Origin of the sequence: Scytonema sp. PCC 10023 (assembly GCF_963920835.1) — a bacterium.
GTDB lineage: Bacteria > Cyanobacteriota > Cyanobacteriia > Cyanobacteriales > Nostocaceae > Kalymmatonema.
Window position 1 is genome coordinate 48640 of sequence record NZ_CAWUDP010000016.1, and the last position, 12631, is coordinate 61270.

Annotated in this window: 11 protein-coding genes; all 11 read right to left on the bottom strand. The window is 47.8% G+C overall.

The features are described 5' to 3' along the window. Positions 1 to 11: 11 nt before the first annotated feature. Positions 12 to 1193 carry an ABC transporter permease gene (locus tag ACM0OZ_RS12110; RefSeq protein WP_414583079.1) on the bottom strand — a complete coding sequence of 394 codons (1182 nt, stop codon included), beginning with the start codon at positions 1191 to 1193 and terminating at the stop codon, positions 12 to 14. A gap of 247 nt (positions 1194 to 1440) precedes the next feature. Next, positions 1441 to 2700 carry an efflux RND transporter periplasmic adaptor subunit gene (locus ACM0OZ_RS12115; RefSeq protein WP_414583080.1) on the bottom strand — a complete coding sequence of 420 codons (1260 nt, stop codon included), beginning with the start codon at positions 2698 to 2700 and terminating at the stop codon, positions 1441 to 1443. 82 nt (positions 2701 to 2782) lie between these two features. Then, positions 2783 to 3997, bottom strand: a complete 1215-nt coding sequence (locus ACM0OZ_RS12120; RefSeq protein WP_414583081.1) for a glycosyltransferase family 2 protein — start codon at positions 3995 to 3997, stop codon at positions 2783 to 2785. A gap of 43 nt (positions 3998 to 4040) precedes the next feature. Continuing rightward, the gene (locus tag ACM0OZ_RS12125; protein ID WP_414583082.1) at positions 4041 to 5171 is read right to left on the bottom strand and encodes a glycosyltransferase family 2 protein; all 1131 of its coding nucleotides are present in this window, start codon (positions 5169 to 5171) and stop codon (positions 4041 to 4043) included. Further along, positions 5171 to 6340: a glycosyltransferase gene (locus tag ACM0OZ_RS12130; protein ID WP_414583083.1), complete on the bottom strand. Its 1170-nt coding sequence runs from the start codon at positions 6338 to 6340 to the stop codon at positions 5171 to 5173. The genes ACM0OZ_RS12125 and ACM0OZ_RS12130 overlap by 1 nt, the downstream gene beginning before the upstream one ends. Positions 6341 to 6371: 31 nt before the next feature. Next, positions 6372 to 7544 carry a glycosyltransferase gene (locus tag ACM0OZ_RS12135; protein ID WP_414583084.1) on the bottom strand — a complete coding sequence of 391 codons (1173 nt, stop codon included), beginning with the start codon at positions 7542 to 7544 and terminating at the stop codon, positions 6372 to 6374. A 69-nt stretch (positions 7545 to 7613) separates the two neighbouring features. Then, positions 7614 to 8966 carry a glycosyltransferase family 2 protein gene (locus ACM0OZ_RS12140; protein ID WP_414583085.1) on the bottom strand — a complete coding sequence of 451 codons (1353 nt, stop codon included), beginning with the start codon at positions 8964 to 8966 and terminating at the stop codon, positions 7614 to 7616. Positions 8967 to 9058: 92 nt separating this feature from the next. Further along, positions 9059 to 10255, bottom strand: coding sequence for a hypothetical protein (locus ACM0OZ_RS12145; protein ID WP_414583086.1), 1197 nt, complete (start codon positions 10253 to 10255; stop codon positions 9059 to 9061). Between the two features lie 2 nt (positions 10256 to 10257). Beyond that, positions 10258 to 11439 carry a hypothetical protein gene (locus ACM0OZ_RS12150; protein ID WP_414583087.1) on the bottom strand — a complete coding sequence of 394 codons (1182 nt, stop codon included), beginning with the start codon at positions 11437 to 11439 and terminating at the stop codon, positions 10258 to 10260. Continuing rightward, positions 11429 to 12040 (bottom strand): acyltransferase, encoded by a 612-nt coding sequence (locus ACM0OZ_RS12155; RefSeq protein WP_414583088.1) that lies wholly within the window; start codon positions 12038 to 12040, stop codon positions 11429 to 11431. Before ACM0OZ_RS12155 ends, ACM0OZ_RS12150 begins: the two co-directional genes overlap by 11 nt. 2 nt (positions 12041 to 12042) lie before the next feature. Further along, complete coding sequence (locus ACM0OZ_RS12160) at positions 12043 to 12621, bottom strand: acyltransferase (protein WP_414583089.1); 579 nt, start codon at positions 12619 to 12621, stop codon at positions 12043 to 12045. Positions 12622 to 12631 lie beyond the last annotated feature (10 nt).

A 12631-nucleotide genomic window follows, 5' to 3' on the forward strand; every position in this document is an offset into this window, starting at 1 on the left:
TCCCATTTCTATCACTGTGAGCGTAAGGCTTGGACTGGGTCGATCTTGCTGGCTCGCAGGGCGGGAGGCAAACCAGCACCCACCCCCACCAGTAGCGCTGATCCCAACGCTAGCGTTGCGATAGAGGTGTCAAACTCGTAGGGCAATTTAAACGTATCAGCGACTACAACCGTCAATCCATGCACCACCCCAAGACCAACTGTTCCTCCTAGTAAACTTAAAAGCGCAGCTTCCAGAATAAACTGCAGCATGATTTCCTGCTTTGTTGCTCCCACTGCCCGTCTCAAACCAATTTCAGCAGTTCGTTCCGTCACTGAGGCAATCATAATATTCGCAATTCCGACACCGCCAACCAAAAGGGCGATCACTCCCACCACCGTCAGTCCCTGCGATGCCATCTCAAAAGTTTTCTGCTGCTGTAGGATGTCTGAGACATTGTTCCATAACTTAAATTTTTGACCTGGGAATCGCTGCTGCAGCAGTTGTTCCGCTTGCTGGCTCAAGTCTTCCACGTCTTCGAGTTTGTCGGGACGCATTTGGATGCTACCAATGTCGCGGCTACCAGTCATGGCATTGTAAACAGACATTGGTACATATAGTTGACCCTCTGGAGGTGCATTTTCATTTAGACTCGTCGCTACCACCCCCACAACGACATAAGGTCTGTTCCCGGTATAAATCATCTTACCCAGAGCGTTTTGCCCACCGAAAAGTTGTTCTGCCAGTAGTTGATCGATGACCACTACTGGTCGGTAGCTTGCAAAATCTTCAGCCGTAAAGAACCGTCCCGACACTAATGCTTTTCCTGAAGTCAGCAAAAAATCTTGGGAAACAGGTGACATGGGTGGAGTAAACTCCTTGTCCTGAAATACAGTTGGCGTAGCACCAGCCCAATTAAAAGAACTGATTGCCCGCAAACCCACCACCCGTTCTCGTAAGAATTCCATGTCTTCCAACTTGAGTTGGGTGGTCTGACCACCAGAATCCCAGTTTGGGTATACTGAGACCTGAGGTGCGCCTCGCTTTGCCAGCTGCTGAGCAATCATAGCTCGGCTGATGTTACCGACTTGAAGTGTGGCGCTGACAGCAGCCACACCCATAAACACTCCTAAAGTTGTCAGTCCAGAACGCAAAGGATTCTTACTCAAGGAGCGAAAGGTGATATCCAGTAAATCTAAAGGTGAAAGACCCATAGTGCAAATTCAAAATTCAAAATTCAAAATTCAAAATTCAAAAAATTAATTAGTTTGGAATTCAAAAATTTTAAATTACAATTCAAAAAACGGCGTTGCCGAATCAAGATATGAATTTCAACATTCTCATTGATGTACAACTTTCGGATGCAACGTCTCTACAAAGATGACAGGAAATGGAACATCGTGCTACAAGCATAATTCATTACCAAATTCAGCAACGCCCAAAAAACTAATTTTGAATTTATCATTTTGAATTTTGAATTCCCCCTTGGGGGATGACTGGTATCCCTGGTTTGAGTTGCGACTGGGTTGGCGGCACGATAACCTGTTCGCCAGCACGCAAACCAGAGGTCACTTCTGCGGTCACTAACCCCTCCAATCCTAAGTTGATGCTTCGTTTCTGAGCCTTATTTTGACTATCCCGAACCCAAACAAAGGGATGCGGTCCAGAACGTTGAATAGCTTCTGTGGTTAAAACAACTACGTTTTGCCGTTGTTGTAAAACAATCTCAACATTCACCCGGCTACCAGGGAGCAACTTGGTAGTAGGGGTATCAAGCAGCACTGTTGCAGGTACGGTTGCTTGAGTCGATTTGTTTTGACTGCCGCCTTCCTGTTTCTGAGTTTCTTCAGGTGTCAGTGCTTGAGGATACAAACTTTGCACATATCCAGTGAACGTCTGTGCTGATGGTCCGATCGCATTGACGCGGGCAACTTGGTTAACCCGGACTCGGGCTGCATTGAGGGTAGAAAGCTGGAGTTTAACTAGTACTTGCTTGGGATCGCCTAAAGTGAGCAAGTTAGTGCGTAACTCAACCCCCTCACCGTCTTTAACATAAATACCCAAAACTGCGCCATTAAACGGTGCACTCACCGTGGTGTCTTGGAGTTGCTGCTCAATGCCTTGGCGCTCCAACTGTAGGCTTTGCAGTTCGAGGACTGATTCACGAGCTTCTTTTTGAGCTTCTCGCTGGTCAGCCCTCGCTAGGCGGACTTCGTCCTCTTGCTGCTGGAATAGTTGTCTTGTAATAGCTCCTTCTTTCATCAAGGGAGTAAGCTTCTGGAGTTCCCGTTCCTCGGCTATGAGCTTCTCCTGAGCCTCGGTAATTTTCTGCTGACTGCGTGCCAGCTTGAGTTCCTCTTGCTCAATCTTCAACTGCTGCCTGGCAAGAGCAATTTTTCGCTCAGGGTAACGCAGGGTGAGTAGCACTTGACCAGCCCTGACTTTCTCCCCTGGCTTGACCAGTACCCGATCCACTGCACCCTCTGTTGGAGACTTGAGAACCCGCTGTTCGCGCAGTTCAACAGTTCCGCCCTCTGTGATTGTGGTTTCAACATTGCCTCGCTCTACAGTAAGCAAGCGTACTGCCACTGGCTCGGGAGGTTGATTCTTAACGAGGAAGTAGGTCAGCCAGCCGCCGACGCCGACAACAGCCACGGCTGCTGGCATGGCTAGCCATTTGACTCCGGTTTTGAATTTATTTTTTTCCTTATGCCAGATCATGAACACTTCACCCGGTCAGTTTGCAGTCCACTAAAAGCGAGTGCAGCCCAAGGCTCTCACCCCATATAAATGTCGCAGAACCTCATGGTCGCAGATCGAACACAACAAGGCGACTGTTGTGCAAAATGCAGCGGAAATTTGAACTGAGATAATTTCTTAGTTTAGAGTAGTAATCAAGGCACCAGAAGGCTGGCCAGCCAATGACCATGAAGCTTGCTCCGCAGTCGCGCATTCGTTCAAGTTCTCGAATGGCGGTTTGGTCATCAGGTGGGGCTCCCCAGTACTGTCCTTCATGTTCGAGGAAAGGAAGGGCATCGAATTCGGGCGAAATCTCTGAACCCCACTGATTGTCATCGACCAAAATAAAAGACTTTCCTGCTGGAATCACAGCTGCAATTTCCTGAATGGCAATCTGCAGTCTTTCTGACCAACTCAAATTGATTTCGGGTATAAGCTGAGACGTAAACTCACTGCGGCGCATACTCATATGCAACAGCCGCTCTGCCAGCCATTGACGATACGACGCATCCTCTGCACGCGGCGACTGTAGCAAATAAGCGATCGCATCAGTACGTTCCGCCATCACAGCAAGCGAACCTGTTCCCCCTGGGGAATGGAAAGTCACCTGGGAATCCTGTTCAACATGAAACCGGACTTGGGCAAGTTCTTTAGCAATAAAGAAAATGTCGAATTGCGCTGCTATGCGTAAATATAAGTTCAAGTCTATCATATACTTGGAGTGCGGTATGTCGAATCCCCCAACCGCTGCCAGTGCTGAAGTACGAAACATGACAGATGAGGTGCGTAAAATCCATTTCCGCCCATCAACAATTTGATGGATGAAGTCTAGACCGTTGATAACTCCTTCTGGCAAGTTATCTGAAAGTTCTGCGCCGGTTACACGCAATAAAGCTCCATTCATGTCGATAAATTCAGCCTGGGCACTCGATAAAGCTGCGTGCGGATGCTTGTCCAATGCCAAGACAGACTCGTAGATGAAGTTGGGCAGCAGTATGTCATCATCTGACAAGATGCTCAGATAAGGGCTAGAATTTATCTCAACGGCTCGCTGCCAATTGCGGAACGCCCCAATATTACTCTCGTTGCGTACATAAGTTATTCGCGAATCCGCAAATGAGCGTACAACTGCCTCTGTATCATCAAAAGAAGCATTATCTAATACCAGTACTTGGAAATCTGGATAGTCCTGTGCCAGTACGCTCTGAAGGCTAACTTTTAGTAACTCCGAGCGATTATAGGTTGGGATAGCGATAGTAACTTTGGTATCAGGTGTCATCGTCTCTGCTCACCTCTTCTTTCGTAATAACGCCCAGACAGTATCAAGCTGACATACGCAAATCAAAGACAACTAAGCACTCCGAATCTAAAACACAGCGAAACTTGGTACGTAGATAGCGAGCGAATTCAGTATAGTAATCAAGCCACCAGAAGGCAGGCCATCCAAACACGATGAAAGTTGCCCCTTGACGGCGCAGCCGCTCAAATTCTTCAATTGCTGTGGCATCATCACTGGGTGGTCCCCAATAGAGACCATTTTTTTCTAGGAAGGGGATTGATTGACGATTTTCAAGTAGCTGATGTTGCCCGAATTCATTCATGTCAACTAAAATATAATTCTGTCCTAGTGGAATGAACGGTTCTAGTTTTTGCCCCAACTCGACCATGCGCTGAAGAGATTGATGATAAGAACCTTTCCAGCGTTCAAAAGCATCTCCAATTTCAATACCCTGTTCCTGTAAACACTCGCGTAGGACTGTCAGTTCATTGTCATAGTGGCTAAGTCGCCAGCTGTAAGTACGCTTGCTAGTGCCGTTATAGGCATGAATGCGATACAAAGCCTGATGCTCAGCAATGCGCTTGATGCTGCCAAAGAAGGGAGCAAGAATTGCTAGGTAGGAATCGGCATTGAATCGATAGTGGCTCTCAGGCAGGGGCAAGATTTTTTCTAAGTAGCTGCGTGACCAGGCATTACCGCTGGTAGGGGAGAAAATATGACCTTCTATACCACCTTTAAGCTGTGCATCACGCAAATCTCCCTCTGGCAGAGGTTCTTCGGGGATCAACTTTCCTAGCAGCTTGCCATGAGTATCAACGGCAGACAGAGGCCAGTGTACCTTAACCGCATCGGAATCACACAGCAGTTCAACTGCTCTGCCAATGGCACTGGGTAGTAAAATATCATCCGCATCCAAGAAGCAGATAACTTGACCCTTGCTAATCTGAAACCCCGAATTGAATGCGGAGCCTTGTCCGCCATTCTCCTTTAACAGGGGGATAATCCGTTCTCCATAATCAGCGACGATCTGCTGTGAGTTATCCGTTGAACCATCATCAACCACAATGACTTCTGTAGGCTGATAATCTTGATTCAAAGCACTTTCAATCGCCTCAGGCAGAAAATGGCCGTAGTTGTAGTTGTTGATAATAATACTTGCTCTTAGTTTTTCCATTACCGTAGGTCGAATGCAATCAGGTAGTCATTTTGCAATACACAGGAGAATTTTTGACGTAAATAGTCAGAAAATCCAACGTAATGGTCCAGCCACCAAAAAGTGTGCCAGAGGAAAACAATAGCGCTGGCACCTGTTTGGTGCAGGCGATTAAATTCTCGGATAGCCGTATGGTCGTCTGCTGGTTGACCCCAATACTGCCCATTGTGTTCAGTAAAGGGGATAGTCCGGAAACCCTCGATGATTTCGTTACCGTTGAGCATGTCCTCATCGACTAAGATAAAGGATTCCTGCGGCGATATCAGAGCTTTGAGTTTCTCCCTGACTTCATACAGGTGACCAATGCGATTCCGTTCTATGACAAAATCCACATCCGCTGTGCTAGGAACCAGATTCCACTTTTTTTGAATGCGATCAAGCTCGTTGGTAGCTTGTTTGAGATCCCATCTTCTGAAGAAATAGTCGAGGTCATCTACACGGGGAGGATAAGGATGCGAGAAATGAACAACAGACTTCGGCTCAAACACAACTGAAATCTTGGCATTATATAAAGCCAAACTAGAATCGATCCAGTCTAAATAGGTGACTTGGTCATCAAAAGGAATAACTTTGTCGAAAACACTCCGGCGGTAAAGCTGACAGTGAGCCTCTCCAGACAACTCTATTGTCCGGCGATGGGAACCTTGATCGAGTTGTAGATCGCCTGTAGGTGGAAGAATTTCCCATTTGACTCCGTTGGTTGTTTGCACTGACCGAACCTGACCCAGACCTGGGTCCCAGTGAACTTTTGTCTCTCCCACGGGACCTTCGATAATGCGTGGTATTGCGACATCAGCCGGATGCTCTTCACATGCTGCGATGAGGTGGGATAACCAGCCCTCCTCAACAAGAACATCATTCTCTATGAAGCACAGAAAATCATCTTTAGCTTCCTGAATCACCAGGTTTTTTGACTGGTTAGGCATGAGGTAATCATTCGCGTGAATGATCTTGACATTGCTACGACCTTTTAGCACCTGTTCGATCTGCTGCCAATATACCTTTGGGGTGTTGCAGTCCACCACGATCAGGTTAAAGGGGATACAGGTGTAATCGAAAATCCGTTGCAAAGATTCAGCAGCTAGGGAGAACTGTTCGCGAGGAGAAAAGCCGATGGTTACTGTTGACATAATGAATGATAGCTCCTAAACTGACTGACCGTTAGCTCATTGCCGCCTCTAGAAGAGACGAAAGAACTTTATTTGAGTCAAAATATTCTGCTGCCAAACTCCTTGCGGCTTGTCGATGTCGTTTGTAGTCAGCGTTGATTGCTTCTATACCGTTTACTGCCTCCTTTTGGTCACGAAAGGTTAAAATTCCTTCTCCTATGGGCAGCCAATCGCTTAAGCCTGTGTCTTGAACTAGAACAGGTCTGCCGGAAGCCAGATAACATACGCTGCGATCGCTAAACCAGCCACCCTTTGTAGCAACATAACCGTGTTTTGCGACTCCAAACTCAGCGCGGGATTCTTGGACGAATGTCTGGTAAGACTCTGGTGTAAAGGACGCAATCCATCCGGGCATCACCTCCCAGCCGTTCTGGGAGAGCTCATCAGGAAAGCCGCCGCTCAATGCAATCCGAAACGGTTGTTTTGTCAGTTGCGGTATATCAATAAACTTTAGGAACTCTTTATCCTTGTTGCCGTAGGTGACTCCTTCGTAAATCACCTCCCGATAACTGTGCCACTGCATGATAGAACTGAAGTGGGTGGCGTCGTCGTCCTCAGTCACGGACCAGTAAGGCAGTGCTACCGGAGGTAATGTCAAGAGCCAATCCCTACCCGTTGTGGGGATGAGACAGTCTTCGGCACCAATGCGCTGCCCGATTGTGAAGAGGCGATCGCAACGTTCAACGGTGTTTACCAATTCTGAATGACCGCAAGCAATGTTAATCTGAGTGAAACCTGGATCTGCATCAATATAAATGCGGCGCTGCGGCCACTTATATTCCTCTCTCCACAGAGAAATTGGTGAGCCACGGACAATCATCAAATCAGCTTCATAACATATTTCTTTAAAATTGTCAATATCCATCCCAACTGAGCGATCGCCAGCTCGGTAAATCCATTGATTTTCAAAGCCAAGCCCTTCCAGGCAGTTTCTCACATAATTGGTGGGATATTCCAAATCCGTCGTGAGTTGCTCAGTTTCCCAGTTGTAAACCCACGACTCTGGTCCACATTCTTCCAAATAGAAAACATTATGCCCGAGTGCACGCAAGCCCAAAAGGTACTGCAGATCAGACCATGCATTACCTCCTATGGGAAAACGACCTATTGCACTAGCGAAAATGACAATCATCCGACCTCGATTCTCCTTAGTACAGCTTTGCATTAATTCGTAGCGTTTTAAAACGCAGAGGGACGCGGAGTCAACGCAGAGTAACGCAGAGCCTTTCTGAAATTAATTCGTTACGAACTTGTGAAATTCTGTACTTAGCTCATCCTGATCAACAACTGCCAACTCGCGTTGCAAATTGAATACGACAAAATGGTCACTCTCCTGAATACAGGGGAATTTTGAACGCAGGTAGTCATTGAATTGAGAATAGTGGTCAAACCACCAAAAAGAAGGCCAAGCGAAAACAATAACATTGACTCCCGATTGCCGCAACCGCTCTAGCTCCTGAATGGCAATGCTGTCATCCGCAGGTAAACCCCAGTATTCTCCTTCGCGTTCCAGAAAAGGTATAGTCCGCCACTTGGCAAAAGTCTCGTTCCCGAGTGTATTCTCATCAACAAGAATAAAAGCTTGTTCTTTTGAGATCATCGATTCTAATTCTTTTACCGATTGCCTAACCTGTTTTGCCCAGTGTGATTCAGAGCGTTTGCTATAGGCTTTGGCAAGGTGTGGACCAATACCGGGTAGGTACTCTGTAGCAACGATCAGATCGCGCACTAAATCTTGTCTATAGCTTTTCAACCATTTGGCTATTTCGCCATAGCAAGGTAAGCGATCGCGCCAATTCAAGGGCGATCGATTGATGGCTGCTATATATTCGGCAAACATCCTCCAGGCTGGAAAAACAAGCTTTCCTGCCATTTTTGGGTCGAACCAAGCGATCGCCTTGTGAGGTTGGCGATAATCATACGCACGCGAGCCTCGCTGACTGTGGTCTCGACTAAAGAACAGAGGCTCAGGAATCTCATAAAATCTACCATAGAGACTTAATTCAGCAAGTAAAGGCAAATCGTGTGCCGGATAATTCCCAAGAAGAGGAGTTTTGTTTAGGACATCTGCCCGGATTAACCCCAATATCGGATTAGATAAGAAAATTTGCTCACTAACAACCTCTCGAAGTCTTCTGTAGGGAATTGCCGAACTGATCTGTGCGTTCGTGGCTTCTGACTCTTTTAGAGATTTTCCTTGAGCGTCAATAATGATTGCTCTAGAATAGCACAGGACTATTGAAGGATCTCGATCAAGGACGTTGACGCATTCGGCTACAAAATTAGGTCCACACAGATCATCGTGAGCTGCCCATTTGAAATATTTGCCGGAAGCCGCTTCAAACACGCGATTGTGATTGCCAGCAGCTCCGATATTTTCTTGATTGCGAAAGTAACGAACTCGTCGATCTTGAGCTGCGTAAGTCTGACAGATTGCTGCAGTTTCATCCGTCGAAGCGTTATCGCAGATAATTAATTCAAAATCCTCGAATGTCTGATTCAGAATAGAATCGATCGCCTCTCTAATAAACTTTTCGCCGTTATAAACAGGAAGTCCAATACTTACCTTCGGTGATTGCGTGTTCATTTTTTATTCATATCTTATGGTTCTTTAAAATGTTGTTAAATTTTGTTATCAAATAATTGGTGATCTCATGATTTCCCCCATAGGCAGTGAACTCAAGATGGAGATAAATGGAATCTGTTCGTGGTTAGAACTGTCTCCAGTAGTCGAGGCAGCACCACTTTGTAACAGAAGGTTTGCTCGGCTATTTCCCGTGCTGCAAGGCTTTGCGCCGGATAATCTGCGTTGACGCGCTCTATGCAATCTACAGCCTCCTCCAAGGATGAAAACGCTAGCACGCCGTGACCCGTTGGTAACCAATCGCTAAATCCGGTATCTTGTAAGATAACCGGGCGACCAGCAGCAAGATAGCAAACGGTGCGATCGCTAAACCAACCGCTACGAGTTTTGACATAAGCTTGTTTGGCAACGCTAAATTCTCCCCGCGAGCCAGTAATGTAAGTGCTGTAAGTTGATAGCTTAGCGCTAAGAACCCTGGCATCTCGAACTAACCAGCCTGCTGTCTGTAGAGACTTGGTAATCTCTGCTATTTCTGTGTCCTTGCCCGAAAGCGCAAGTTCGAGTTTCTGCGTACAGTAGTTTGGGAGTTCCAGCAGGCGCATAAATTCCTCATCCTTCTGTCCATAGCGTTCGCCCTGGTATACAATCCCACCATAGGCACTCCAGTTGGCAATTGTAGTGAATGGTGCATCTGCCCGCTCTTGCCCACTATGTTCTGGAGTGAGTACTTGGCTTTGCCAGATATCTGGCACAACGGGCGGTACGGTGGGGACCCATTTTATACCATCACTTGGGATGCCGCAATTGGGTTGTCCAATATTAGCGCCATAACTAAAGTAGGCTTGATACTCGTTGCGCCCCTCAGCAGCAAACTGCCCTATTTGGGTAAAGAATGGATCCATATCGATTAAAATCCGGCGCTTGCACAGAAGAAATTCCGGCAACCAGCAAACTCCACCGATATTCAATAGCAAATCTGCCGTCTTGAGCATCCGCTCTAGCTCTTGCCAATCCGCACCGTAGACGGTTCCCGTGTCCCGATTCAGGTAGCACACAGTGGCATTCACGCCATAGGTGTTTATAAGTGTTTTCACTGCATCAAAACCGACGCTGGGGTCATCGCTGTAACTGCGGTTTATCGGGTTATAGCAGGACCCAGACCAGCCGCTTTCCTCCAGGTATAGAACTTCATGTCCCAGACGATGTAGCCCTAGTAGATAGTGGAAGTAAGCTAAGAGATTGCCAGCTAATGGATGACGGATCATATATCCGCAAACAACAATGCGTGCCATGCTTATAACCCCGCTCGCTCCATAAGACTGCCAATCACCTTCTCTGCGGCAAAGTACTCTGAGGCAATTTCGCGGGCTGCGAGGCAATTGCCTTCGTAGTCGCTTTCGATCGCGTCGAGTGCCGCCAGAATATCCTCCATAGTGTTAAATGCAAAAAGTCCTCTACCCGTTGGCAGAAATTTGCTGAATCCTGTTTCCTGAGTGATCACAGGACGACCAGCTGCCAAATAGCAGGCAGAGCGATCGCTAAACCAGCCACTCAAGAGGCGCGTGTATTGATCCTTCGCCACGGTGAATTCTCCGCGCGATCGCTGGATATAACTGCGGTAGCGATTCATATCTTGGGAGAGTTCCATCGAGTCTACCTGGCTCCAACCATGTTTGTGCAGCACACAGCGCACATTCTCGCTTACGCCCGCCGCCGCAATCTCAAATGACACTGGACGCTGGTGCGGGAGTTCGATAAATTTTTCAAACTCACGTGCCTTTCGCCAGTAGTAGATTTCACCCTCATAGGTAATGTCTTTACCCCCCTTGTTGTCCCAGGTGGTAATGGTGTTGTAAGCGATACCTGGTGTATGATTTGAAGTGTCCCACAACTCAGTCACAATCGGTTGACGAGTCGGTAACCACTGGAAGCGAGCGATCGGCACTCCACAGTCGGATGCACCCAAATTTTCCCCAAAGCTAAAGTGTGTATCATGGGCAACTAGGTCATCAATCATGGTTTTGTCCCCCTGAGCCACCCGAACCTGAGACGCAACTGGATCGGACTCAACATAAATGCGGCGACGACAAGCCAAATGCTCTTCGCGGATTTCCTGAGCGCCGGTGACATTCAAGAATGCATCTGCTTCGCGATATAACTTTAGGATTTGGGCTTCGGTCATGCCATAACACTCACCCCCAGGATAATGACCGCGAAACGCCCAACGCTCTGTGAAGCCAAACGCCTCTAAAATTGGCGCGACTCGCTTAATGTTCTCGCTAGCGTCCCCAGAAAGGTCGTTGATTTGAGGGTTGTAAACCCAGCGTCCCGAATCTTCGATGTAGTAGGGGTCATAGCCGAGGCGACGCAGCCCTAGCAGGTAGTGGAGGAACTGATAAGTTACTCCTGCTAGGGGATACCAGAACAGAATCCCGAAGACAATAATTTTTCCCTTACTAGGGCGTTCACTTCTCATGATCAATTCCTCTAGTAATGCCTCCTGCATCTAAGTGCCGCACGACACGAGCAGGATTGCCAGCCACAACGGTGTACGGAGGAACATCCTGAGTGACGACAGACCGAGCACCGACGATCGCCCCTTCACCGATTGTCACCCCTGGTAAAATACAGGCATCAAACCCAATCCAAACGTTATCCTGAATCCAAATTGGTTGCGCTGGGATATCGGCGCTAGGGGAGCGAGTAGGTGTGTGCGCTGCTCGTTCTAAAGCTTGTCGTCGCTCGATTAAGTCGAATGGTAAACGGTAGGTATCCATTAGGACGACTTGCCAGGAGATCAAGGTATAATTGCCAATCTTCAGTTCGGCATCGCAGACGATCCGGGCACCGTGAATCAACGCATATTCCCCCACCTCTACCCTACCGTGTACACCGAGGTCAAACATAGTGTCTTTATATACGGCACTTCCTCGACCCAATCGTAGTCCTACGGGCGCTTGGCTGCGGCAAAGCTCAAAGCTGAGACTCGTTTCGATGTAAGTGTCATCTGCCAGAACAACGTTGTCGGGAATCGTGCCCGGATACCAGTCCCACGGCAGTGTGCGTGCAGAACTCATGTTTACCCCACCTCCCCGATCACTTGGGCTGGATTTCCGATCACCCTGGAATATGGCGGGACATTCCGCGTTACCAATGCCCCTGCCTCAATCCAAGCTCCGGCACCGATGCGAACTCCTTTGAGGATTGTGACATTGGGACCAACCCAAACATTATCCTCGATTGTCACTGGCTGTCGCATGACAGGAGGGCGGGGTCGTCCTTTGCCTAGAGGAGAGCAGGCAATGGCATCTGCAATTCGTTCCGCAGGTGCAATAGGATGAAAGTCAGTGTCAGCGATCGTGGTATTCCATCCCAAAACCACATAATTGCCGATGCAAATTTCTTGCTCGCAAAGCAGAATGACACTGGTCAAATAACAATAGTCTCCAATCTCAACCTTGGCAGCTTCTCCGAGGGCAAAGTGGACATAATCCAACGTGCAGTTTGCGCCAACGACCAGCGCGGGGTTGATGCGGCTGCGAAAGCGAGCAAAACAACGCTGATCATAGTTGATGACAGTATTAAGCCCAACCTGGACATTGAAAGGAAGAGCTAGACTTATTTCACGAGTGGATGGTACGCTTTCTAAATCATTCACAGTTCCTCTC

Excerpts from the sequence above, each read along its gene's own strand:
- ACM0OZ_RS12110 (WP_414583079.1), bottom strand. The coding sequence starts at position 1,193 with ATGGGTCTTTCACCTTTAGATTTACTGGATATCACCTTTCGCTCCTTG.
- ACM0OZ_RS12135 (WP_414583084.1), bottom strand. The coding sequence starts at position 7,544 with ATGCAAAGCTGTACTAAGGAGAATCGAGGTCGGATGATTGTCATTTTC.
- ACM0OZ_RS12140 (WP_414583085.1), bottom strand. The coding sequence starts at position 8,966 with ATGAACACGCAATCACCGAAGGTAAGTATTGGACTTCCTGTTTATAAC.
- ACM0OZ_RS12145 (WP_414583086.1), bottom strand. The coding sequence starts at position 10,255 with ATGGCACGCATTGTTGTTTGCGGATATATGATCCGTCATCCATTAGCT.
- ACM0OZ_RS12115 (WP_414583080.1), bottom strand. The coding sequence starts at position 2,700 with ATGATCTGGCATAAGGAAAAAAATAAATTCAAAACCGGAGTCAAATGG.
- ACM0OZ_RS12130 (WP_414583083.1), bottom strand. The coding sequence starts at position 6,340 with ATGTCAACAGTAACCATCGGCTTTTCTCCTCGCGAACAGTTCTCCCTA.
- ACM0OZ_RS12125 (WP_414583082.1), bottom strand. The coding sequence starts at position 5,171 with ATGGAAAAACTAAGAGCAAGTATTATTATCAACAACTACAACTACGGC.
- ACM0OZ_RS12120 (WP_414583081.1), bottom strand. The coding sequence starts at position 3,997 with ATGACACCTGATACCAAAGTTACTATCGCTATCCCAACCTATAATCGC.
- ACM0OZ_RS12150 (WP_414583087.1), bottom strand. The coding sequence starts at position 11,439 with ATGAGAAGTGAACGCCCTAGTAAGGGAAAAATTATTGTCTTCGGGATT.
- ACM0OZ_RS12155 (WP_414583088.1), bottom strand. The coding sequence starts at position 12,040 with ATGAGTTCTGCACGCACACTGCCGTGGGACTGGTATCCGGGCACGATT.